21 protein-coding genes are annotated in these 20,042 nt (G+C 64.2%); 14 read left to right on the top strand and 7 right to left on the bottom strand.

Annotated elements, in window-relative coordinates; translation table 11 throughout:
* Position 1 precedes the first annotated feature (1 nt).
* Positions 2–394 carry a tautomerase family protein gene (locus tag J2X76_RS02295; RefSeq protein WP_310212666.1) on the top strand — a complete coding sequence of 131 codons (393 nt, stop codon included), beginning with the start codon at positions 2–4 and terminating at the stop codon, positions 392–394.
* Between the two features lie 49 nt (positions 395–443).
* On the opposite strand, the gene J2X76_RS02290 is transcribed toward J2X76_RS02295, so the two are convergent.
* Complete coding sequence (locus J2X76_RS02290; protein ID WP_007772654.1) at positions 444–611, bottom strand: Thivi_2564 family membrane protein; 168 nt, start codon at positions 609–611, stop codon at positions 444–446.
* Between the two features lie 124 nt (positions 612–735).
* Positions 736–1,071: a GIY-YIG nuclease family protein gene (locus tag J2X76_RS02285; protein WP_310212651.1), complete on the bottom strand. Its 336-nt coding sequence runs from the start codon at positions 1,069–1,071 to the stop codon at positions 736–738.
* Positions 1,072–1,198: 127 nt separating this feature from the next.
* On the opposite strand from J2X76_RS02285, the gene J2X76_RS02280 reads away from it, so the two are divergent.
* Positions 1,199–1,540, top strand: a complete 342-nt coding sequence (locus J2X76_RS02280; RefSeq protein WP_113128020.1) for a DUF1491 family protein — start codon at positions 1,199–1,201, stop codon at positions 1,538–1,540.
* Positions 1,541–1,559: 19 nt separating this feature from the next.
* Here the strand turns inward: J2X76_RS02280 and J2X76_RS02275 are convergent, their stop codons facing one another.
* Complete coding sequence (locus tag J2X76_RS02275; RefSeq protein WP_310212648.1) at positions 1,560–2,600, bottom strand: DUF2336 domain-containing protein; 1,041 nt, start codon at positions 2,598–2,600, stop codon at positions 1,560–1,562.
* Between the two features lie 662 nt (positions 2,601–3,262).
* On the opposite strand from J2X76_RS02275, the gene J2X76_RS02270 reads away from it, so the two are divergent.
* The gene (locus tag J2X76_RS02270) at positions 3,263–3,439 is read left to right on the top strand and encodes a hypothetical protein (protein ID WP_162732254.1); all 177 of its coding nucleotides are present in this window, start codon (positions 3,263–3,265) and stop codon (positions 3,437–3,439) included.
* Positions 3,440–3,464: 25 nt separating this feature from the next.
* On the opposite strand, the gene J2X76_RS02265 is transcribed toward J2X76_RS02270, so the two are convergent.
* Together J2X76_RS02265 and J2X76_RS02260 are read right to left on the bottom strand one after the other, a co-directional pair.
* Positions 3,465–4,118, bottom strand: a complete 654-nt coding sequence (locus tag J2X76_RS02265) for a DUF1254 domain-containing protein (protein WP_113128021.1) — start codon at positions 4,116–4,118, stop codon at positions 3,465–3,467.
* Positions 4,111–4,704 carry a DUF1214 domain-containing protein gene (locus J2X76_RS02260; protein WP_310212645.1) on the bottom strand — a complete coding sequence of 198 codons (594 nt, stop codon included), beginning with the start codon at positions 4,702–4,704 and terminating at the stop codon, positions 4,111–4,113. The genes J2X76_RS02265 and J2X76_RS02260 overlap by 8 nt, the downstream gene beginning before the upstream one ends.
* 368 nt (positions 4,705–5,072) lie before the next feature.
* On the opposite strand from J2X76_RS02260, the gene J2X76_RS02255 reads away from it, so the two are divergent.
* The gene (locus J2X76_RS02255; RefSeq protein WP_310212642.1) at positions 5,073–5,552 is read left to right on the top strand and encodes a hypothetical protein; all 480 of its coding nucleotides are present in this window, start codon (positions 5,073–5,075) and stop codon (positions 5,550–5,552) included.
* On the opposite strand, the gene J2X76_RS02250 is transcribed toward J2X76_RS02255, so the two are convergent.
* A complete protein-coding gene (locus J2X76_RS02250; protein WP_310212640.1) occupies positions 5,533–7,743 on the bottom strand; it encodes a PBP1A family penicillin-binding protein in 2,211 nt (736 codons plus the stop codon). The genes J2X76_RS02255 and J2X76_RS02250 overlap by 20 nt on opposite strands.
* A 185-nt stretch (positions 7,744–7,928) precedes the next feature.
* On the opposite strand from J2X76_RS02250, the gene J2X76_RS02245 reads away from it, so the two are divergent.
* The 7 genes from J2X76_RS02245 (at position 7,929) to J2X76_RS02215 (ending at position 15,262) form a co-directional block, all read left to right on the top strand.
* On the top strand, positions 7,929–8,390 hold the full coding sequence (locus J2X76_RS02245) for a YcgN family cysteine cluster protein (RefSeq protein WP_310212637.1): 462 nt from the start codon (positions 7,929–7,931) through the stop codon (positions 8,388–8,390).
* A gap of 175 nt (positions 8,391–8,565) precedes the next feature.
* Positions 8,566–9,678, top strand: coding sequence for a helix-turn-helix transcriptional regulator (locus J2X76_RS02240; RefSeq protein WP_310212633.1), 1,113 nt, complete (start codon positions 8,566–8,568; stop codon positions 9,676–9,678).
* A gap of 215 nt (positions 9,679–9,893) precedes the next feature.
* Positions 9,894–12,371 carry a heavy metal translocating P-type ATPase gene (locus J2X76_RS02235; RefSeq protein ID WP_310212631.1) on the top strand — a complete coding sequence of 826 codons (2,478 nt, stop codon included), beginning with the start codon at positions 9,894–9,896 and terminating at the stop codon, positions 12,369–12,371.
* A complete protein-coding gene (gene cueR / locus J2X76_RS02230) occupies positions 12,368–12,817 on the top strand; it encodes a Cu(I)-responsive transcriptional regulator (protein ID WP_310212628.1) in 450 nt (149 codons plus the stop codon). The genes J2X76_RS02235 and cueR overlap by 4 nt, the downstream gene beginning before the upstream one ends.
* Positions 12,818–13,089: 272 nt before the next feature.
* A complete protein-coding gene (locus J2X76_RS02225; RefSeq protein ID WP_113285278.1) occupies positions 13,090–13,290 on the top strand; it encodes a heavy-metal-associated domain-containing protein in 201 nt (66 codons plus the stop codon).
* Between the two features lie 202 nt (positions 13,291–13,492).
* Entirely contained in the window at positions 13,493–14,623 is a 1,131-nt protein-coding gene (locus tag J2X76_RS02220; protein WP_310212626.1) for an esterase-like activity of phytase family protein, read from the top strand.
* 390 nt (positions 14,624–15,013) lie between these two features.
* Positions 15,014–15,262: a hypothetical protein gene (locus J2X76_RS02215; RefSeq protein ID WP_310212623.1), complete on the top strand. Its 249-nt coding sequence runs from the start codon at positions 15,014–15,016 to the stop codon at positions 15,260–15,262.
* A 62-nt stretch (positions 15,263–15,324) separates the two neighbouring features.
* Here the strand turns inward: J2X76_RS02215 and J2X76_RS02210 are convergent, their stop codons facing one another.
* Complete coding sequence (locus J2X76_RS02210) at positions 15,325–15,954, bottom strand: outer membrane protein (RefSeq protein WP_113128029.1); 630 nt, start codon at positions 15,952–15,954, stop codon at positions 15,325–15,327.
* A gap of 188 nt (positions 15,955–16,142) precedes the next feature.
* Here J2X76_RS02210 and J2X76_RS02205 point away from each other — a divergent pair, with 188 nt between their 5' ends.
* The 3 genes from J2X76_RS02205 to J2X76_RS02195 all read left to right on the top strand — a co-directional run bounded on the left by J2X76_RS02205 (position 16,143) and on the right by J2X76_RS02195 (position 20,036).
* Entirely contained in the window at positions 16,143–17,549 is a 1,407-nt protein-coding gene (locus tag J2X76_RS02205) for an MFS transporter (RefSeq protein WP_310212620.1), read from the top strand.
* A 104-nt stretch (positions 17,550–17,653) separates the two neighbouring features.
* On the top strand, positions 17,654–19,114 hold the full coding sequence (locus J2X76_RS02200; protein ID WP_310212618.1) for a protein adenylyltransferase SelO family protein: 1,461 nt from the start codon (positions 17,654–17,656) through the stop codon (positions 19,112–19,114).
* A gap of 262 nt (positions 19,115–19,376) precedes the next feature.
* Positions 19,377–20,036 carry a hypothetical protein gene (locus J2X76_RS02195; RefSeq protein ID WP_310212615.1) on the top strand — a complete coding sequence of 220 codons (660 nt, stop codon included), beginning with the start codon at positions 19,377–19,379 and terminating at the stop codon, positions 20,034–20,036.
* Positions 20,037–20,042 lie beyond the last annotated feature (6 nt).

Raw genomic sequence — 20,042 nt, 5'->3', positions numbered from 1 at the left:
CATGCCATTCGTTCACGTCATCATCGCCGGCAGGAGCATCAAGCCGCAGGCAAGGCAGCGCCTGCAGCAGGAAACCACAACGCTGATGCATACGATCATGCGCAAGCGGCGCGAGGTCACCGCTGTTCTCGTCGAGGAGGTCGATCTGGCCGGCTGGACCGTCGGAGGCGAACCGCTGGAGGTTGCCGCGTATGTCGAGGCCAATGTCACGCTCGGCACCAATACCGCCGAGGAGAAGGAGCGCTTCATCCAGGCGATGGATGCGCTCTTGAAGGAAAGCCTCGGCGAGATGCCGCCTGCGACCTATGTCATCGTCCGGGAAGTGGAAGCGGATGCCTGGGGTTTCGACGGCGTGACCCAGGAATATCGCCGCAGCAAGGCGATGGTGGCGTGATCACGACACGCCCGATGAATGGCGCCCGGCCTGGCCGGGCGCATCTCCCTCAGAATACCGCCAGATATTTCAGCAGCGAAATGATGCCGATGATGATGATGATGATCTGCGCGATCTGCTTCGCGCGGCCGTCGATCGGCAGGCGGGCGACGAGATAGAGAACCAGGACGATCACCAGGAAGGTGATCAGGATGCTGATCAATGCGGAAGTAGCCAAGCCCCAAACTCCTTTTCATGACAATGCCGTGCGGCACCGGTGTGTAATTATGGTGCGTCCGGGGAAAGGAAAGGGCGCCGCGCGCGATTTTCCGTTTCTTGTCAGGGACTTCCGGGGAAGGCGCTCAGATCGCCTCGGCGCCGAGTTCAAAGGCCCAGTGCAGATGCCGGTCCTTCAGCGTCCGGTCGCGCAGGTAGCCGGTCAGTTCCTCGTCGATCTCCTCCAGCCGCTCGATGGCAAAATCCTCCGGCCGGTTGGCGTTCCAGGCCGCCTGCAGCGTCTTGCTCCGATGGCTGCCGTGCCGGAGCGTGAACCATACCCGGTTCTGGATCTTGTCGAGATCGCCGGCGCGGCCGACCCACCGCTGCCCCATGGGCGCGAAACGGATGGCATAGATGCCGGCCGGAGCCTTGCGTTCCTTATAGGCGGAGATCGCCGCCTTCCTGTCGATGATGTTCATGTCGGTGCCTTCCTTGATGGAGGTCCGGCTAATATCATCCGGGTAATATTATGGCAATAGTTATATCCGGGTAAAATTGACGGAAACCAGGATTTGCGCTTCGCCGGGAAGCGCCGTAAGACGGGGCATGCGCCTGAAATCCGATATCGTCATTGCCGCCATGATCCGCCGCGTCTTCGGGCTCGGCGGTTTCGCCGCCGTCGAAAAGAAGGGTGCGGAGGAGGCGGGCGCGATCTTCATCCGCCAGCGTTTTCGCGATGGGCTGGAAACGCTCTACGCCCCGGCGCCGCAGAACTTCTTCGGCGAGGACGATGGCGGACGCAAATTCGAGGTGAGGGCGGAAAAGGCCGAGCCGGAGGCGATCCGCGAGATCCTGGCGCGCGAACTGCGCTTCGATCCGGATCTCTGGCTGCTGGAACTGGAGATCGACGACGTCGCCGACCTTTTCGAGGTGGTGAAGCCCGCCTGACCGGCCGCGCTATGACCGGTCAACGCACCCGGTAGAGGCCGTTGAGCGGCTTGCGGGCGCTGGCGGTGGTGCGGATCACCCGCGGCAGGCGGCTGTCCGGCGCGCGGCTTTCGGCAAACGTCGGCGCGTGCTGCGGTTCGGCATAGGTATAGCTGTCGGCGCGGCGCCAGGCTTCGACCCGGCTGCCGCATTCGTCGCCGTCGAGCGCCTCCCAGAGCACGGCGGCGCGCGTCATGCCGTCCTGCTCGAAGCCCAGATGGTCGTAGAGCCGCTGCAGGATGAACAGCGCATCCTGCGTCTCCATCGCCAGGCCCTTCAGCGTCGTGGCGAGCTGCTGGCCGGAAATGTCGAGCATGATCCGCTCCGCAAGCCAGTGGCTGGCCGACAGCGTATCGGCGAGCACGGTCGCAAACAGCCCGGTCTCGCGGTTGCGGGCGAAACGCACCAGCAGCGCTTCCTGGATCGGGGAGAGGTTGCGCAGGCCCAGCCGGTCGTCTTCCGGCCGGTCGATATGGCCGGCGAGCGCCTTGATGCGGTTGCGCAGCAGTTCCTCGCGCGCCTTGCGCTCGGCCTCGTCGACCATTTCGGGCGTCGGCCTGCGCGGCACCAGCGCGTCGAGGTTCTCGGGCGCGTCGCGGCGGCTGTTGCGGTCGTGGCGCAGGCCGACCAGCGCGTCGATCACCATCGGCGACAGCGCCTCGCGGCGCACGATGGCGCGGGCATGCGCTTCCCCTTGGGTGCGGGCGATAGCGATCAGCGCATCGTCGGAAAGGCAGGTCGAGGCGGTGAGGAAAGGGGCGGCGACGGCGATCGGCTGGCTGGCGATGAAAAAGGCGACGGCCGGCGGGATGTTCTTGCATTGCGAGAGGGCGGCCACCGCATCGCGGCGGGCTTCTTCCGAGGATGCCGAAAACAACGGGGCGAAGAGCTCGGCGAACTGTCGAAGCTCCGACCGCGACGGGTACGGAAGACTTTCGAAGCTCGTCACGGTGGCCATCAGCACCACATCCTTCTTACGCATGGCCTGGGGCCTTTCAAGCTCTCGAAACTCATTCGTCACTGGCAAACTCGCAATCTACGCAAAACAAATCCGGAGTGCCGAACGCCGATCAGGTGTGCCGGAAAAGCTCGCCTGGCGCTCTCATCGTACCTTGCCTGGGAAACTCCCGGTGGCGTGCCGTCCGCTCACGCAGCTGTGAGAACACCTGCAGATCGAGGTCGCCTTGGTTTAACCGGATGCTAACTCTTGGAGGGTTAACGGTCTGTGAAAATGGGTCGTTTTGATACGTCTGTGATTTCTTGCAGTTTCGTTTTCGCGACGGGAAATCGCGGCTTTGTCCGGTGCCGGCAAAGGCGGTGAACCAAATGGACGCTTCTGCGTTTTGGCTGCGGACGACAGACATGCACCGATGCCAAGTGGTATATTAGCAGTAAGACATTGTTAACGGTCGTCTGGCTGAATTCAGGCTGTAACCGGCGTGTGTTTTTGCCGGGTTTTCAAGTACCGGTTGGCCGTCGCGTTCCTGCGGCCATCCCGATAACGGCCGGTTCAGGCGGAACCGGCCGTTCATGCGGAAATGTCGTTGCGCCTTCGAAAAAGGCGCACAGACGAGAAAGGCGCGGATGCCCGGATTTGCTTCGGGAAGCGTCAGGCCCCTTCAAGAGGCCAGGGTGAGATCGATCCGTCTTCATCCGTCTCGAATTCCTTAAACGGAGGCGAGCATGGCAGAGATCGTAGTTCTGAACAGATGGCGCAGCGAGAACGCGCGCCGGCCGCAGATCAGGATCGGCGAAAGCGAAGCCGCCGGTCAGCTGCTGCTGTTCACCGGCGTGCGATACGAACGTTTCGAGGACTTTGGCGACCGCAAGGCCGAAAACCACGCGGTGCGCGCCGAATAGCCGGACGCCGAATAGCCGGAATTGATCAGAACCGGCTGCGGGAGCGCCATTCGAACGGCGCACAGGTGGCCTGGTTCAGGAATTGCGACACGATCCCCGCGAAACTCGGTTGCGGGACGAGACTTCTCAGGACCACATATCCCTCCGCCTGCCGGGCTTCCACCAGGATGGACTGCGAGACCGCCTGCGGCAGCGCCTTGCGCAATGCCGTCAGCTGCATAGGCGAGGCGATCACCACATCCAGCACGCCGCCGGCCGATGTCCTGTCATTGATGCTGAACACCTCGTTGGACGACTGGTCGTAGACGCCGAGCGACCAGAACGGTACGCCGCCATTGGCGGCCGTCAGCCTCACGGGGCCGTCCGAGACGTCGAAGGCGCAGACAGCCGCCTCGACGAACGGGTCGTCCTTGGCAAGCCCGGTATCGTCCGGCTTTTCCGCCAGCCGGTAGAAACGGAAGATCTCGCCCTCCGCCAGCACCCGTGTATAGGCGTCGCGCTCGCTGAAACTCGGCAGCGCCAGCACGATGATCAGGTGCAGAAGCGCTGCGCCGATAAGCCCGGTGACCGCCGCCAGCAGAAGCTTCAGCGCCAGACCGCCAGCTCCCACTTTCTCGGACCGCCAGCCCTTCGATCCCAAACCGAGGCCCCTCGACCCCAAACCCAGCCCTCTAGCCATTGCCGCACCCGATCTTCTGGATGCGCGGCATGGTGAGGTCGATCAGGCCGGAACTGCCGGCCGTCGGCGTGTCGAACAGCGTCAGCGTCAGCCGGAACGCGCCGGGCGTCGAAACGGCGAGCCAGTTGCCGGGCCTCGGCGTCGCCGAGATCGCGATGTCGAAGCCGCCGTCGTCATCGCCCTTGCGCAGCACGATGCGGGAATTGAGCGCGGTCGGCAGGTCGGATTGCGCCAGCGGCGGCGCCGCGCCGGGGGCCGCGGCAAACAGCGTCCAGAAACGCGCCGGCGGCGTGTGGCCGGTGAGGCGGTAGGAGCAGTTTCCGGTCAGCCGGTCGCCGGCCTCGTCGATCGCGGCAAGGAAGGTGAGGCCCTCGGCGCTCGCATAGAGGAGCTTGCCGGCATTGGCCCGGTGCGATTTCGCGTAAGGGTCGGCCTGCGCCGTCTGTGCCTGTGGAAAGGCTTCCCACGAGCCGAGCTTGATCGCACCGAAACCGATCGTGGCATCGAGCGCAACGAGGGTGGACCATATCCCGCCGCCGAAGGCGATGGTGAGCGCGATCGCGATGAGGAAGGGGACACGGAACACGGGTTTGCTTTGGCCCTCGGACAGCAATGCCAGAGGGTTAGCATTGATTCCCGTGCGAAGGAAAGGGCGGGCTTGTGTCTTTCCGGCACAGACGCATGCTTTGCCCGAATCGCTCGGCAGCAAAGCGTCGGTTCGCGGGGCGGACGGCCGTCTGATCTCCGTGTCGGGACCGGAAGGGAAAGCCGACACCTGTGCCGGAATCATCCATTCCCGCCCGATATGTCCCGCTCCCGCACAGGACGCGCCAGATGGCTAATTATTTGATAACGTTATTTGGAAGGGTTTCTGTGACTATAATTTGCGCCTGCTACGAGCGGCCCGTTCCTTGACTACCGTCACCTCCGCGACAACGTTTCGGAGCGGAGACGATGAGAGTATGGATGATCGCCACCGGCGCATTGGTGGCATTGGCGGCCGGGTTTTCCGGCGCCTGGTACCACCTGAAGCCGGAGGAGGGGCCTTCCACCCCGAAGGACATTTCCCTCGACTTCATGACGCTGACCGAAAGCCAGCCGACCGAAGCGCGCCGCGCCATCGTCGAGGCCATCGACACCTGCCTGCCGCAGGCCGCCCGCCAGGGCTGGACGAGCCCGCCCGTCAAGAACCTTGCGGTCGATACCTATGTGCGCTTCTTCGATCTGATGGGCCAGGATATCGACCAGGGAGAACGCACGGCACAATTCCGCGGCTGGATGGCGCATGCGGATGACGGGTTGTCGGAGAGGGACAGGGCAGCCTTCGAAAAGCTGCTGCAGGGAGGTTTGCACCAGGGCGTGACGGCGCTCTGCGTCGCCGCGACCGTGCGCGGCAGGCTCGGAACCCAGGGCTTCAGGGGTTTTTGGAACTGACCGGGGTCACCTCGGCGACGGATCCCGTTGTCGTCTTGTCGGCGACCTTGGCGGTCGCAGGCCCGAGCCGGCCGGCTTCCTTCAGCTTTCCGGCGATCTGCCGCAGCAGCCGGGTGGATTCGGCCGACAGCGAACGCGGCCGGATCAGCGCCTGCAATCCGGTCTCGGGGCCTTCGTTCTTCTTGGCGACCGCGTTGCCCTTGTGGTTGCCGGTCGGCAGCGGATTGTCGATGCCGGGAATGGCGCGCAACTCGATGCCCTGATGGGCATAGTCCATCACGGTCTTGAAGGTGGCGGCCGGCAGCGAGCCGCCGGTCATGTTGTTCATCGAGGTGAAGTCGTCGTTGCCGAACCAGACGGCGGTCGTGTAATTGCCGGTAAATCCGATGAACCATGCGTCGCGATAGCTCTGCGAGGTGCCGGTCTTGCCGCCGGTGACGATGCCGCCGTCGAGTGCCGCCTTGCGGGCCGTGCCGATCACCGGGATCTGCGTCAGGATGCGGTTCATCGACGATGTCGCCTGTTCGGAGAGCACGCGCTTGGCCGGCGGTTCGTCGCGGTTGAAATCGTAGAGCACGTCGCCGCCGTAGCCGAGAACCTGTTCGATGCCGTGGCGGCGCGACTGCATGCCGCCGGCCGGCATCACGGCATAACCGGTCGCCTGGTCGAGCACGGTCACTTCCGACGTGCCGAGCGGAATGGTCTTGTCCTTGCGCAGCGGCGTTTCTATGCCGAAGGCCTTGGCGGTGTTCACGATCACGTCGGTGCCGAGATATTCCTTGGCGAGCCGGACCGGCACGGTGTTGAGCGACTGCGCCATCGCCGACAGCAGCGTCACCTTGCCCTTGTAGGAGCGGCCGTAATTCTGCGGCGACCAGCCGTTCCAGGTGATCGGCGCGTCCGAGATCGTCGATTCCGGCTTGAAGCCGTTCTCCATCGCCGCCGAATAGGTATAGAGCTTGAAGGACGAACCCGGCTGGCGCAGCGCCTTGGCGGCGCGGTTGAACTGGCTTTCGCCGTAGTCGCGGCCGCCGACCATGGCACGCACCGCCCCGCCGTTCTCGATCATCACGAGCGCGCCCTGCTTCACCTTGAAGCTGTCGCCATATTCGCGAAGGCTCGATTCCATCGCCGACTCCGCAGCCTGCTGCAGGCCCGTGTCGACCGTCGTGCGGACCACGACCGAATGTTCGTGGAACTTGCCGGCCTGTGCCAGCCGCTGCACTTCGTCGAAGGCCCAGTCGAGGAAATAGTCGGGCGCCTTGGCGTCGGCACGGTCGACGACGGTCGCCGGGTTGCGGCGGGCGGCGATCACCTGGCCCTCGGTCATCAGCCCGCTCTGCACGAGGTTGGAAAGCACCTCGTTGGCGCGGGCGCGGGCGGCCGGAAGGTTGACATGCGGGGCATATTTGGCCGGCGCCTTGAACAGGCCGGCGAGCATGGCGCTCTCGGCGAGGTTCACCTCGGTGATGTTCTTGCCGAAATAGAACTGTGCCGCAGCCGCCGCCCCGAACGTGCCGCCGCCCATATAGGCGCGGTCGAGATAGAGCGACAGGATCTCCTTCTTGGAGAGGTTGGCTTCCAGCCACAGCGACAGGAAGGCTTCCTTGATCTTGCGCTCGATCGACCGCTCGTTGGTGAGGAACAGGTTCTTGGCGAGCTGCTGCGTCAACGTCGAGCCGCCCTGGACGACGCCGCCTGCCTTGGCGTTTTCGCTCATGGCGCGGGCAAGGCCGAAGAAGTCGATGCCGAAATGGTCGAAGAAGCGGCGGTCCTCGGTCGCCAGCACCGCCTTGATCAGGTGGTCCGGCAGCTCGTCGATCGGTACCGAATCCTCATGGATGATGCCGCGATGGCCGATGACGCTGCCGTAGCGGTCGAGGAAGGTGACGGCGAAATCGCCGCGGTTTCGCCAGTCCTCGTGGGTTTCCTCGAAGGCCGGCTGGGCGAGCGCCAGCAGCAGCACGAAACCGGCCGTGCCCAACGTCATCGCCTCGCCGGCGAGCTCGAAGCCGATGCGCTTCCAGCCGCGAACGCGAAAACGGCGGAAGAAGATGGTGATCTCCTCCCAGATCTCGCCAAGCCGGAAACCGAGATTCCAGACGGTGGAATCGATCCACGAATCGATGCGCAGCAGAAGGTGGCGCTTGTTGCGCGGCCGTTCGTCGGATGACTTTGGCTCGTCCTGCACCTTGGAATTCCCCGCCCTTTCGATGAGATATGCTTGACGCGGTCCCTTCAAGGGATCAAGAGCTCTAGCCTCTCACCGTTAATCAGCTTTAGCTGACAAATGGTTGATGCGCGATATCAAAATCGCAACAGGTAAAATGCAGATATCGGGATTGGTTCCGCTCTGCCGCAAATGTGATATCCACGATGACCGACGAACCTTTCTGGAAGACCAAGCGGCTCGACCAGCTGAACCAAAACGAATGGGAAAGCCTCTGCGACGGCTGCGGGCTCTGTTGTCTCAACAAGCTCGAGGACTGGGATTCGGGAGACGTCGTCTTCACCTCCGTCGCCTGCCGGCTGCTCGACGGCGAGAGCTGTCGTTGCAAGGATTACGACAACCGCCAGGCGACGGTGCCGGACTGCATCCAGCTCACCCCCGAGACCGTCAACGAAATCTCCTGGCTGCCGCCGACCTGCGGCTATCGCCTGATCCGCGACGGCGAAGACCTCTACTGGTGGCATCCGCTGGTGTCGGGCGATCCCGAAACCGTGCACCAGGCTGGCATCTCCGCCCGCGGCCGCACGGTCAGCGAGAACGACGTCGATGTCGAGGATTTCGAGGACTATGTGGTCGACTGGCCGCTGACGGTGGGCGAGGAACGTTAGCTCCCGGCGCGAGGATCCGGCGCGAAGTCCTTCCGAACACATGTTTATTATTTGCCAATGTTATAAGTTACGGCAATCTGTTTTAAGGTGTTCTGCCAGTTGTCCCGCCGGGCAGACGCACTAAGATTACCGTAGCAGTCAAGATTCATTTCGAATTCATTCCGATGGCATCCCGATGAATGACGAAGGCACGTTGGCAGACCGCCTCTATGAGGCAGCCCTGGTTCCCGAGCTGTGGACTGAGACATGCGAGAGGCTGGCGCTGGAGGCCGGGTCCAGCACCGCCTCCATCTTCACCATCGACGGCAACGGCACCCACCGTTACGTGACGACGCCCAACATCGCGGACGCCTTCGCGGCGTTCGTCGAGAGCGAACACAGGTTCAACAACGTTCGCCCCACCCGTGGCATGGAGCGCTTTCCCTTCTCGTTCGCGCGCGAAATCGACATCATGAGCGGCGAGGAGTTCGACGAGGACCCGATCCGCCACGCTTTCCTGCTGCCCTACGGCATGGAATGGGAGGCGGGCTGGGCCTTTCAGGAACCCACCGGCCATATCGTCGTCATCAGCATGATGCGCGCCAAGGGCCTGACGCATTTCTCGGACGAACAGCTGGCGCGCCTCAACCTGCTGAAGCCGGATATCGCCCGGGCGGCCTATATGTCCTCGCGGCTCGCCTTCAGCGAAGCGCGGTCGATGACCGAGACGCTGTCGCTGCTCGGCCTGCCGGCGGCGATCATCGGCGACGGCGGCCAGGCTGTCGCCATGAACCCGGAAATGGAGGCGCTCGCTCCGCGCATCCGCGCCGGCGCCGGCGACCGGCTGGTGCTGGAAGGGGCGGGCGCCAACGCGCTGCTGGACGAAGCGATCGAGCACTACAAGGCGCAGGTGTCCCCGACCGTGCAGTCCCTGCCGATGGCCGGGCGCGACGGAGCGCCGCCGCTGATCCTGCACCTCCTGCCGGTCCGCCGCGCGGCGCGCGACATCTTTTCCCGTTCGATGGCGGTGCTCGCCGTCACGCAGGTCGGACAGGTCGGCCCCCCGGACATGCGGGTGCTCTGCGGCCTCTTCGACCTCACCCCCGCCGAAGCCCGCGTGGCGCGCAGCATCGCCATGGCCCAGACCCCGGAAATGATCGCCGCCACGCTCGGCATCTCGCTCGAGACCGCCCGCTCGCACCTGAAGAAGATCATGCTGAAGACCGGCACCACCCGCCAGGCGGAACTGGTGCTGCTGCTTTCGGGGCTGAATGCGCCGAGCTTCGGCGGCGGCGCAAGAGAGGACTAGGACCTCTTCCAGTCTTCCGCCTTCCAAAAACGGCGGCATGGCTTCCGTCTCCGCGTCGGCTGTTCGAGCTGCCTATATCTTCCCATGCTCGTAGCCAAGCCTGCTAAGTCAGAGGACGGTTATCCCGGACACGCCGCAAGGAAAATGCGATTTCACCCCCTTGACCTTCCCATGATGGGAAGCTCCACATAGGGTGGGAAAGCGAGGACTACCCCATGAACCAGACCGTCAAGCCGATCCACAAAGCCGAGCCTTTCACCGTTCCCGTCGAGGGCATGACCTGCGCTTCCTGCGTGCGCCGCGTTGAAAACGCCGCCGCGAAGGTCCCGGGTGTCGATAAGAGCGCCGTCAATTTCGCGACGAAGAAGCTGACCGTGGAATCGGCCGAGGGCTTTTCTCCGGAGGATCTCGAAAAGGCGATCCGCAAGGTCGGTTACGAGATCCCGCCGGGCGCGATGCACCACGCGATGCGCGAAGCGGGAATGATGCCGCCTGTGACGCCGCAGGCCGGGCAGGCCCATCACCACGACCATGGTCATTCGACGCCGCAAGGCCACGACCACATGGACCACGCCTCCATGGATCACGCCTCCATGGATCACATGGGAATGGATCACGCTGCCATGGGGCACGGCCCCGCGGCCCATGCCGGCGGCCACGACCATATGCATATGCACCAGGGCGAGGAGGGCGCGCTGAAGCGCGATCTCGCCATCGCCTTCGTACTCACCCTGCCGCTGTTCGTGCTGGAAATGGCAAGCCATGTCTACGATCCCTTCCATCATTGGCTGATGGGCGTGATCGAGACGCAGAACCTCTATTATGTCTATTTCGCCCTGGCGACGGTGGTCGTCTTCGGCCCCGGTTTCCGGTTCCTGAGGATAGGCCTGCCGGCGCTGTTGCGCGGCGCGCCGGAGATGAACTCGCTGGTCGCGGTCGGCGTGCTGGCGGCCTACGGCTATTCGCTGGTCACCACATTCGCCCCCGACCTGCTGCCGGAAAGCGCCCGCTTCGTCTATTACGAAGCGGCGACCGTCATCGTCACGCTGATCCTGTTCGGCCGGCTGCTTGAAGCGCGCGCCACCGGCCGCACCGGCGAGGCGATCGAGAAGCTCAGCCGGCTTCAGGCCAAGACCGCCCGCGTCGAGCGCGACGGCAAGGTGCTGGACATCCCGACCGAACAGGTGGTCGCCGGCGACGTGCTGGTGATCCGCCCCGGCGAGCGCATTCCGGTCGACGGCACTGTCATCGACGGCTCCTCGAATGTCGACGAGTCGATGATTTCGGGCGAACCGCTGCCGGTCGAAAAGGCGGCTGGCGCCACGGTGGTCGGCGGCACGATCAACAAGACCGGCGCCTTCCGGTTCCGGGCCGACAAGGTCGGCCGCGACACGATGCTGGCGCAGATCATCCGCATGGTCGAGCAGGCGCAAGGGTCGAAACTGCCGATCCAGACCCTGGTCGACCAGGTGACGGCCTGGTTCGTGCCGGCGGTGATCGCGCTCGCCGTTCTCACCTTCGCGGTCTGGTTCTTCGTCGGCCCCGAACCGGCGCTCACCCACGCGCTGGTCAATGCGGTCGCGGTGCTGATCATCGCCTGCCCCTGCGCCATGGGGCTTGCGGTGCCGACCTCGATCGTCGTCGGCGGCGGCCGCGCGGCCGAACTGGGCGTGCTGTTCCGCAAGGGCGAGGCGCTGCAGGAATTGCGCAACGTCCGGCTCGTCGTCGTCGACAAGACCGGCACCGTGACCAAGGGCCGGCCGGAACTGACCGACCTGGTGACGGCGGACGGTTTTGCCGAAGACGAGGTGCTGGCGCTGGTCGCAAGCGTCGAGGCGCAGTCGGAACATCCGATCGCCGAGGCGATCGTCAAGGCCGCCGAGACTAGGGGCCTGGCCGTGCCGAAGGCGGAAAATTTCGCGTCGGTGACCGGTTACGGTATCGAGGCGCAGGTGGATGGACGCAAGGTCTCGGTCGGCGCCGACCGCTTCATGGAAAAGCTGGGGCTCTCGGTCGAAACCTTCGCGGAAGCCGCCGCCCGGCTCGGCGACGAAGGCAAGACGCCGCTTTATGCCGCGATTGACGGAAAGCTCGCCGCAGCCATCGCGGTTGCCGACCCGCTGAAGCCGTCGAGCCGCGAGGCGATCCGGGCGCTGCAGGCGATGGGCGTCGAAGTGGCCATGGTGACCGGCGACAACCGCCGCACCGCCGAAGCGATTGGCCGTCAGGTCGGCATCACAAAAGTCGTTGCCGAGGTCCTGCCGGAGGGCAAGGTGGCGGCGATCCACGAAATGCGGGCCAAGGGGGAGCAGAGCGGTAGAAAGCTCGCTTTCGTCGGCGACGGCATCAACGATGCGCCCGCGCTCGCCGAAGCCGATGTCGGCATCGCCATCGGCACCGGCACGGACGTGGCGATCGAAAGCGCCGACGTGGTCCTGGTCGGCGGCGAGCTTTCGGGCGCCGTCTCGGCGATCGTCATGAGCCGCGCGACGATGACCAACATCAAGCAGAACCTGTTCTGGGCCTTCGGTTACAACGTGGCGCTGGTGCCGGTCGCGGCGGGCGTGCTTTACCCGGCCTTCGGCTGGCTGCTGTCGCCGATGATCGCCGCCGGCGCCATGGCTCTGTCGAGCGTCTTCGTGCTCGGCAATGCGCTCAGGCTGAAGGCGGCGAAAGTGGGAGACGCGGGATGAATATCGGCGAGGCTTCGAACGCCTCCGGCGTTTCGGCCAAGATGATCCGTTATTACGAGGAGATCGGCCTGATCCGCCCGATGGGCCGCACCGGCAACAATTACCGGGTCTATGGCGACGAGGAGGTGCATATCCTGCGCTTCATCAAACGCGCCCGCAATCTCGGCTTCTCGCTGGAAGAGACCGAGACGCTTCTGAAACTCTGGCAGGACAAGGACCGCGAAAGTGCCGCCGTCAAGGAAGTCGCGACCGCCCATATCGGCGATCTCGAACGGCGCATCGCCGAGATGCAGGGCATGGTCCAGACGCTGAAACACCTCGCCCATTGCTGCGGTGGCGACACCCGCCCCAACTGCCCGATCCTCGACGATCTGGCGGGGGATGGCGCGATGGGGAGCGACGCGTCGGCCCCGGCAATGAAAAGGAAGACGAAACAGAATGCCTGATGTATTTCGGCGCGATGCCCCTCATCCGCCTGCCGGCACCTTCTCCCCGTGAAAAACGGGGAGAAGGACATATGCCGCGCCGGCTTGCCCATTATCGAGGTTGCAAGATGAGCCCGGGAGCATGCCACTTGCGTCCTTCTCCCCGTCTGGACGGGGAGAAGGTGCCGGCAGGCGGATGAGGGGCAATTCCATGCGTCCGACACTCCTGCAACACACTTGACCTTCCCCCCGTGGGAAGGTGCACAACCCATACATCGAACAAGGAGATTCCGATGACTGCGATTTTCACCGTGCCGGACATGACCTGCGGCCATTGCGAAAAGACCGTGCGCGGCGCGCTGGCGGATGCCCTGCCGGGTGCGGCGGTGGCGATCGACCTGACGGTCCGCACGGTGACGATCGAGGGCGACGCGGCAAAGGCCGAGGAAGCGATCCGCGAAGCGGGGTACAGTCCCGAACGGGCGGCGGTTTGAACCGCAAGGAAAACTGGCGTTAGTGGACGAAAGGCCGCTCCCGCCTCCCACGCCCCGTCATGAAAATTTCAACATTCTGACGGCCAGGCGTTATATGTCCGCAAAATTCGCATGGCAGAGGAAGAGCAACCGCTGGCCGGCTTCCATTCGAGAGGCCGGCCTGCCGTTTTTCGCCCGCCTCTCGAATTATCGGACATCGATCATGCTCAAAGCGCTGTTTTCAACTGTTGCTCTCGCCATTTCGCTCGCACTTCCGGCGCAGGCCGCGGAGCCCGGCGTGACGGTCGCCACCCCTTGTCCGTTCGGCGACTGCAAGGCGGCCATCGGCCTTTCCTTCGTCGGCGAGTTCTCGATCCCGACCGGCACGCAATTCGACGGCGTCGAGTTCGGCGGCATTTCCGGCCTCGACTACGACCCGGCGAGCAACCGTTACATCGCCATTTCCGACGACCGTTCCGAACGGGCGCCCGCCCGTTTCTACGAGCTTTCGATCGAAGCGAGTGCCGCCGGCATCACCGATGTGAAGGTGGTGAGGACGGTGACCCTGAAGGACAGGAACGGCGAGGCTTTTGCGGCCAAGAGCGTCGATCCGGAATCGATCCGGTTCGGCAATGACGGCATCTACTGGTCGAGCGAAGGCGACGTGAAGCAGCTCCTGCCGCCCTTCGTGCGCGTCGCGAGCCCGGACGGCGCCTTCGTGCGCGAGTTCGAGCTTCCCAAGGCCTTTCTGCCGACCGCCGACAAGTCCGCCGGCATCCGCGACAACCTCGCCTTCGAAGGGCTCGCCACGCTGCCGGGCGGCGACCTGATGGTCGAGGTCGAATCGGCGCTGTTCCAGGACGGGCCGGTCTCCGGGCTTGCCCGCGGCACGCTCGCCCGCATGATCCGCTACGATGCGGCCAGCGGCACGCGACAGGCCGAATATGTCTATCCGGTCGCGCCGATCCCCCAGGCGCCGACCGTCGACAAGGGTTACAACGACAACGGCGCCTCGGAAATCCTCGGCCTCGACGACCATCGTCTCCTAGTCGTCGAGCGCGGCTTCGCGCAAGGGGTCGGCAACTCGATCAAGGTTTTCATGGTCGATACCGACGGCGCGACCGATGTCTCTTCCATCGCCTCGCTGGCCAATACCGATGCCCCGGTCGTGCCGGTGCGCAAGGCCCAAGTGCTCGACATGCAGGCGATCGGCCTGAAGCCGGACAATATCGAGGCGGTCACCTTCGCCAAGGGCACGGACGGCAGCGATCTCCTGATCTTCGCCGCCGACAACAATTTCTCCAAGGAGCAGAAGACGCAGTTCATCGCCTTCAAGGTGCTGACCCGCCCCTGAGAATTGAAAGGCTCGCGGATATCGCTCGACCCGTTCGCGGGTAGAGCGATATGCCCGCGGCGGCCGGTGGATGTCGCTCGAATACGAGCCGGCGTCGGCAAACCCGCCTCACCAGCTTTGGCGGCGCTCGAACGGAATCCGGGAAGTAAAGATCCCGGCACCGGGAGGGCTACGTATAATTACCGAATTCACCCGCTCGGCCGTTCGCAGTAATACTAGGAGCCAGTTCTGTTGCGGGCGGGCGCCATGGGTATATTTGAGGACGCTGTAATAGTCTTTGTCGCACTGGTCCTGACGTTGTTTATTTCGGCAGGAACCCGGGTGGTCGGGAATTTCTCGGCCAATCTCAAGGCCCTCCGCACCTATAAATTCGACGAATAGAAGACCGGCGTGGACAGCGATCTGATCGAGCCGGAAATCGAAGCCCTGCAGGCGCTTGCCGGCCAGCGGCGGCAAGCGGGCACGGTCCGCGAGTGGATCTGCCTTGAAGAACTGAGCCGCAGGGGGCTCTGCACCAGCAACCATCCGCGCGCCATCACGCCCGCAGGTCTGGCCGCGCTCGAAATGGCCACCAACACAATCGATCTGCGTTCGAGGGGACGGCGGTCGCGCACGGTCTCCGCCGAACAATCAGCCTGACGGAGGGCCGCCGGAGGTTTCCTCCGGGCGGCTTTCCATTTTATCATCCAGCGTCTTGCCGCTTAGAACTTCACGCCGATGCCGACATTGATGACGTGCTGGTTGAAGTCGAAATCGGCGCCGGCGAGGCTGCCGTTCCCGAAATCGTTGTAGCGGTATTCGATACGGCCGAAGATATTGTCCGTGAAGGCGTAATCGACGCCGGCGCCGATCGTCCAGCCGTTCAGCATGTCGTCGTCGTCAAAGCCGCCGCCGTCGATATGGGCGTTGGTGGCCGTCCAGCCCGCCGCGCCGAAGATCAGGGCCCGGTCGATGGCATAACCGACGCGGCCGCGAACGGAGCCGGAAAAGCCGGTGCCGATGTCGATGCCGCCGGCATAGCTGTTCTCGTTCCAGTCGTAGTTGACGTCGCCTTCGATACCGGCAACGAAACCGTTGGAGAATTGCCAGTTGTAGCCGACGAAGCCGCCAAGCCTCCAGCCGTCGAAATCGTCGGAACCACCGCCGACCGCATTGCCGTCACCCCAGGCATAACCGGTATGGGCACCGATATAGGGCCCGTTCCAGGTGAAGACGACCGGCATTTCGACGGCCTGCGGGGCTTGTGGAACCTGTTCGACGGCGTCGGCCGCATAGGCAACGGAAGAGGCGGTCATGGCGGCCGACGCGGCAAAAATGAAAAGAGCCTTCATGGATATTCCCTCCGATTTATTGGCTAAAACGCAAATAGAGCGGTTTGCTTGGAAAGCTGTAGCTAAAATACAACATCGGAAAAAATCTGCGAGAGAACTATAAGTATATGAAATATATATGTTTTATTTTCAGGTCGTCCCATTGACCTCAATCGCAGTTGAGGTTGTAGGGTCCCGGTGACTGAAAATTGGACAAGGGGCAGGGCGTGCTGCAGGAAATCGATGTGGGTTGGTCGAGGCTTCTGAAAGGCCGCGAAGGGGCGATGCTGGGGCTGATCTCGGCGGGGATCGGGCTGCATGCCTTCAACCAGTTCGCAATCGTCGCGGCGCTGCCACCGGCCGCGAAAGAGATCGGTGGCACGACCTATTTCAGCTGGGCCTATACGCTGTATTTCCTGGGCTCGATCGCCGGCGGCACCGGGGCGGCTGCGATGCGCGACCGGTTCGGCGCGCGTTTCGTCCTCGTCGTCTCGGCATTGATCTTTGCCTTGGGCGGGCTGTTTGCGCTGTCGGCGCCGGCCTTTTCCTGGATCATGGCCGGGCGCCTGCTGCAGGGCATCGCCGACGGGCTGATTGTGGCGATCTGCTACAGCCTGATCCCGGCCAACTTCCCCTCCGGGCTGATCGCAAAAGTGTTCGCGGTGGAGGCGATCGTCTGGGCGGTGGCGGCGATTGCCGGACCGCTGGCGGGCGGGCTGCTGACGGAGGCCTATTCCTGGCGGGCATCGTTCCTGGCCGTTTCGCCCTTCGTGGCTCTGCTTGCGGGGTTTGCGCTGACCGCAAGGCCAAGGGTGACCGAGGCGGCGCCGGTGCCGCTGTCGGCCGCCACCATTTCTCTCTGCCTGGCCGCTTCCTTCGTCCTGTCGCTGTCGTCGGTGGTGAGCGGCGGCGCGATGCAGGCAATGGCGGTCGTGGTGGGGGCGGGGCTGTTCCTGCCGGCGCTGAAGCTCGACGGGCGGATCGGGCCGAAACTGTTTCCGCAAGGCGCCTTCCGGCTCGGTTCGGTCGTAGGGCACGGCTTTTGGGTCCTGTTCCTGATGTCGGCGAGCCACTCGGTCGGCAGCGTCTACCTGGCGCTGATGATCGGCGCCGTCTTCGATTTCCGGCCGGCGGTGGTCGGTTATCTGGTGGTGACCATGGCGCTCTCCTGGAGCCTGGTCGCGGTCGTCGCCAGCCGGGTCACGGCGCCTGGTGCGCGGCATCGGTGGATGCGCAGTGGCGCATTGTTTCAACTGTTCGGTTTCCTATGCCTCGGAGCGGCTTTTGCGAGCGGCTCGCTGGTCCTGCTTCTGGCAGGCCAGGTGGCGATCGGTACGGGCTTCGGCGTCGCCTGGGCAAGCGTCAACCAGGCGGCGATGGAAGCGGCAGCAAGGCAGGAGCGCGATCTCGCAAGCGCCTTGCTGCCGACGATCTCGACCGCGGGATATGCGATCGGCGCCGGGATCGCCGGCATGATCGCAAGCGCGACCGGCCTGGTTTCGGCGCTGGAAAACGGCGGGGCCGGCGGCCCGGCCTGCTGGCTCTACGGGACGGCCGCGGCAGGGGCGCTGCTGACATTTCTCCTCGGTTTCGGCGTGCGGCTCGGCAAGGCCTGAAGGGGCGCAACAAAAGCGCATTTCGCTTGTTCGGCGGACATGATTTCCCATATTGGGGATAGGGGCCGCCCGCATCTCCCGCCGGCGGCCGAAGGAGTTCCTCCGTGTTCCAGTTCGACAATTCCTACGCCCGCCTGCCGGACAGGTTTTTCGCCTCCGTCTATCCCGAGCCGGTGGAGGGGCCGAAGCTCCTGAAATTCAACGAGGCGCTGGCCGACGAGCTGGGTGTCGAGGCCGATTTTTCCGATCCCGCCCGGCTGGCGGCGATCCTTGCCGGCAATGTCGTGCCGCCGGGCGCCATGCCGATCGCCATGGCCTATGCCGGCCACCAGTTCGGCAATTTCGTGCCGCAGCTCGGCGACGGGCGGGCGATCCTGCTTGGCGAGGTCGTCGACCGCAACGGCATCCGCCGCGACATCCAGCTGAAGGGTGCCGGCCCGACCCCGTTTTCCCGCCGTGGCGACGGGCGCGCGGCGCTCGGGCCCGTCCTGCGGGAATACATCGTCTCGGAGGCGATGAACGCGCTCGGCCTGCCGGCGACGCGGGCGCTGGCGGCGGTCGCAACCGGCGAACGGGTCTTTCGCGAAAGGATCGAACAGGGCGCCGTCTTCGTGCGGGTCGCGGCAAGCCACGTGCGGATCGGCACCTTCCAGTTTTTTGCCGCCCGCGGCGACAATGACGGCGTGAAACTGCTCGCCGACTATGTGATCGAGCGGCATTATCCCGAGCTCAAGGCGGCGGAAAACCCCTATATCGAACTGCTGCAGGCCGTGGCCGGGCGGCAGGCGGACCTGATCGCCCGCTGGCTGGGCGTCGGCTTCATCCACGGGGTGATGAACACCGACAACATGACGATTTCGGGAGAGACGATCGATTTCGGCCCTTGCGCCTTCCTCGACGAATACGATCCGATGAAGGTGTTTTCCTCGATCGACCAGATGGGGCGATACGCCTATCGCAACCAGCCGGGCATCGGCCAGTGGAACATCGCGCGGCTGGCGGAATGCCTGCTGCCGCTGCTGGACGAGAACGAGGACAAGGCGGTGGACGCGGCGAACGCCGTGCTGAAGACGTTCGGCGAACGGTTCCAGATGGCATGGATCGGCGTGTTCCGGGCAAAGATCGGCCTTGAGACCGAGGCGGATGGGGACGGCGACCTGATCCAGGCGCTGCTTGGTCTGATGCACGAGGGGCAGGCGGATTTCACCCTGACCTTCCGCCGGCTGTCGGACGCCGCCGACGGCCGGGATGAGGCGTTCCTCGGCTGTTTTACCGATCCCGGCAAGGCAGCCGAGTGGCTTTCCGCCTGGCGCCAGCGGCTTGCCGGCGAAACGCGGTCGCAAGAGGATCTGGCGGCGGGCCTGAGAGCGGTCAATCCGGCCGTCATCCCCCGCAACCACAAGGTCGAGGAAGCCCTGGCGGCCGCCAACTACGGCGATCTCGGCTTCTTCGAAAAGCTGCTCGAAGCGCTCGAAAGCCCCTTCGAGGAACGGCCGGAATTCGCGGCCTACATGCAGCCGCCGAAGCCCGAGGAAAGGGTGACGCAGACATTCTGCGGGACCTGATCGTCCGGTAAATTAATTTTTGCTAATTAGGAAAATAGTCCTTGACGGCGTGACGGTCGTCTGATAGGGTACAGGCACAGTCGAAGAATTGCGCCGATGGCAGCCTTCGGGCAGTTGGCGCAAGACTTCCAGTCAAATTGGCCCGGTCTTCCAAAGCCGGGCCTTTTTTATCTCGAAAATCGGCAGCGGGGAAAGGCGGCGACCGGAAACGGGCGCGGCGGCAACTTTTCTGCGCCGAAATTCTCCTTCGGGGATCTTTGACATGGATGAATTCGAAACGTTCGATCCCGCGCTTTTCGGCCTCTGGCCGCGGGTTCCCGTCTATGGCGACGAGGTCGTGATGGAGGATGCGGCTTTGGCGGACATGGCCCGCGGCGTGCTCCTGGAAACCAAGTCCGCCGAGGGTTCGGTTTCGCCCGGCGAGGAACTGCGGCGGATCCTGAACGAGATGACGGCCGAGATGGGCGCCCAGTTCGCCACCTTCCGCAAGATGCGGGCCTCGGCGGAGGCGGCGCTCGACGGCGGCGACGACGCGGCCCAGAAGCTGGCGCGCGCCGACGTGAAGGCCGCCACCGACGCCATGTCGCTGATCGTCCGCACGCTCGAAAAGGTCGACAGCCTGCAGCGCCAGCTCGCCCGCGATCGCGAGGAAGCGGCCGAGCGGGAGGCGGACGAGGGCGGGTATGAGGAGGCCAAGGCCCGCTTCCTGCAAATGATCGAGGATCGCGCCAATGAAAATGCCTATGGCCTTTATGAAATCTGGAGACGGGATGGGCCGCCCGAATGGGTTGCCGAGAGGCTTGGGCGCGCCGCTGCCGAGCCTTCGCACGAAGCGGCGGGCGCAGGAGAAGATCGCCGGCAAGGCCTCGAAGGATGCATCGGGGCTGGAACAAGGCATGGGGAAAGTCACCGCTACGCGTGAGGCATG

The organism is Neorhizobium sp. 2083, from assembly GCF_031455615.1.
Taxonomy (GTDB): domain Bacteria; phylum Pseudomonadota; class Alphaproteobacteria; order Rhizobiales; family Rhizobiaceae; genus Neorhizobium.
Note: the sequence above shows the minus strand (reverse complement) of the source record. Positions and strands in the feature narration are given on the sequence as shown.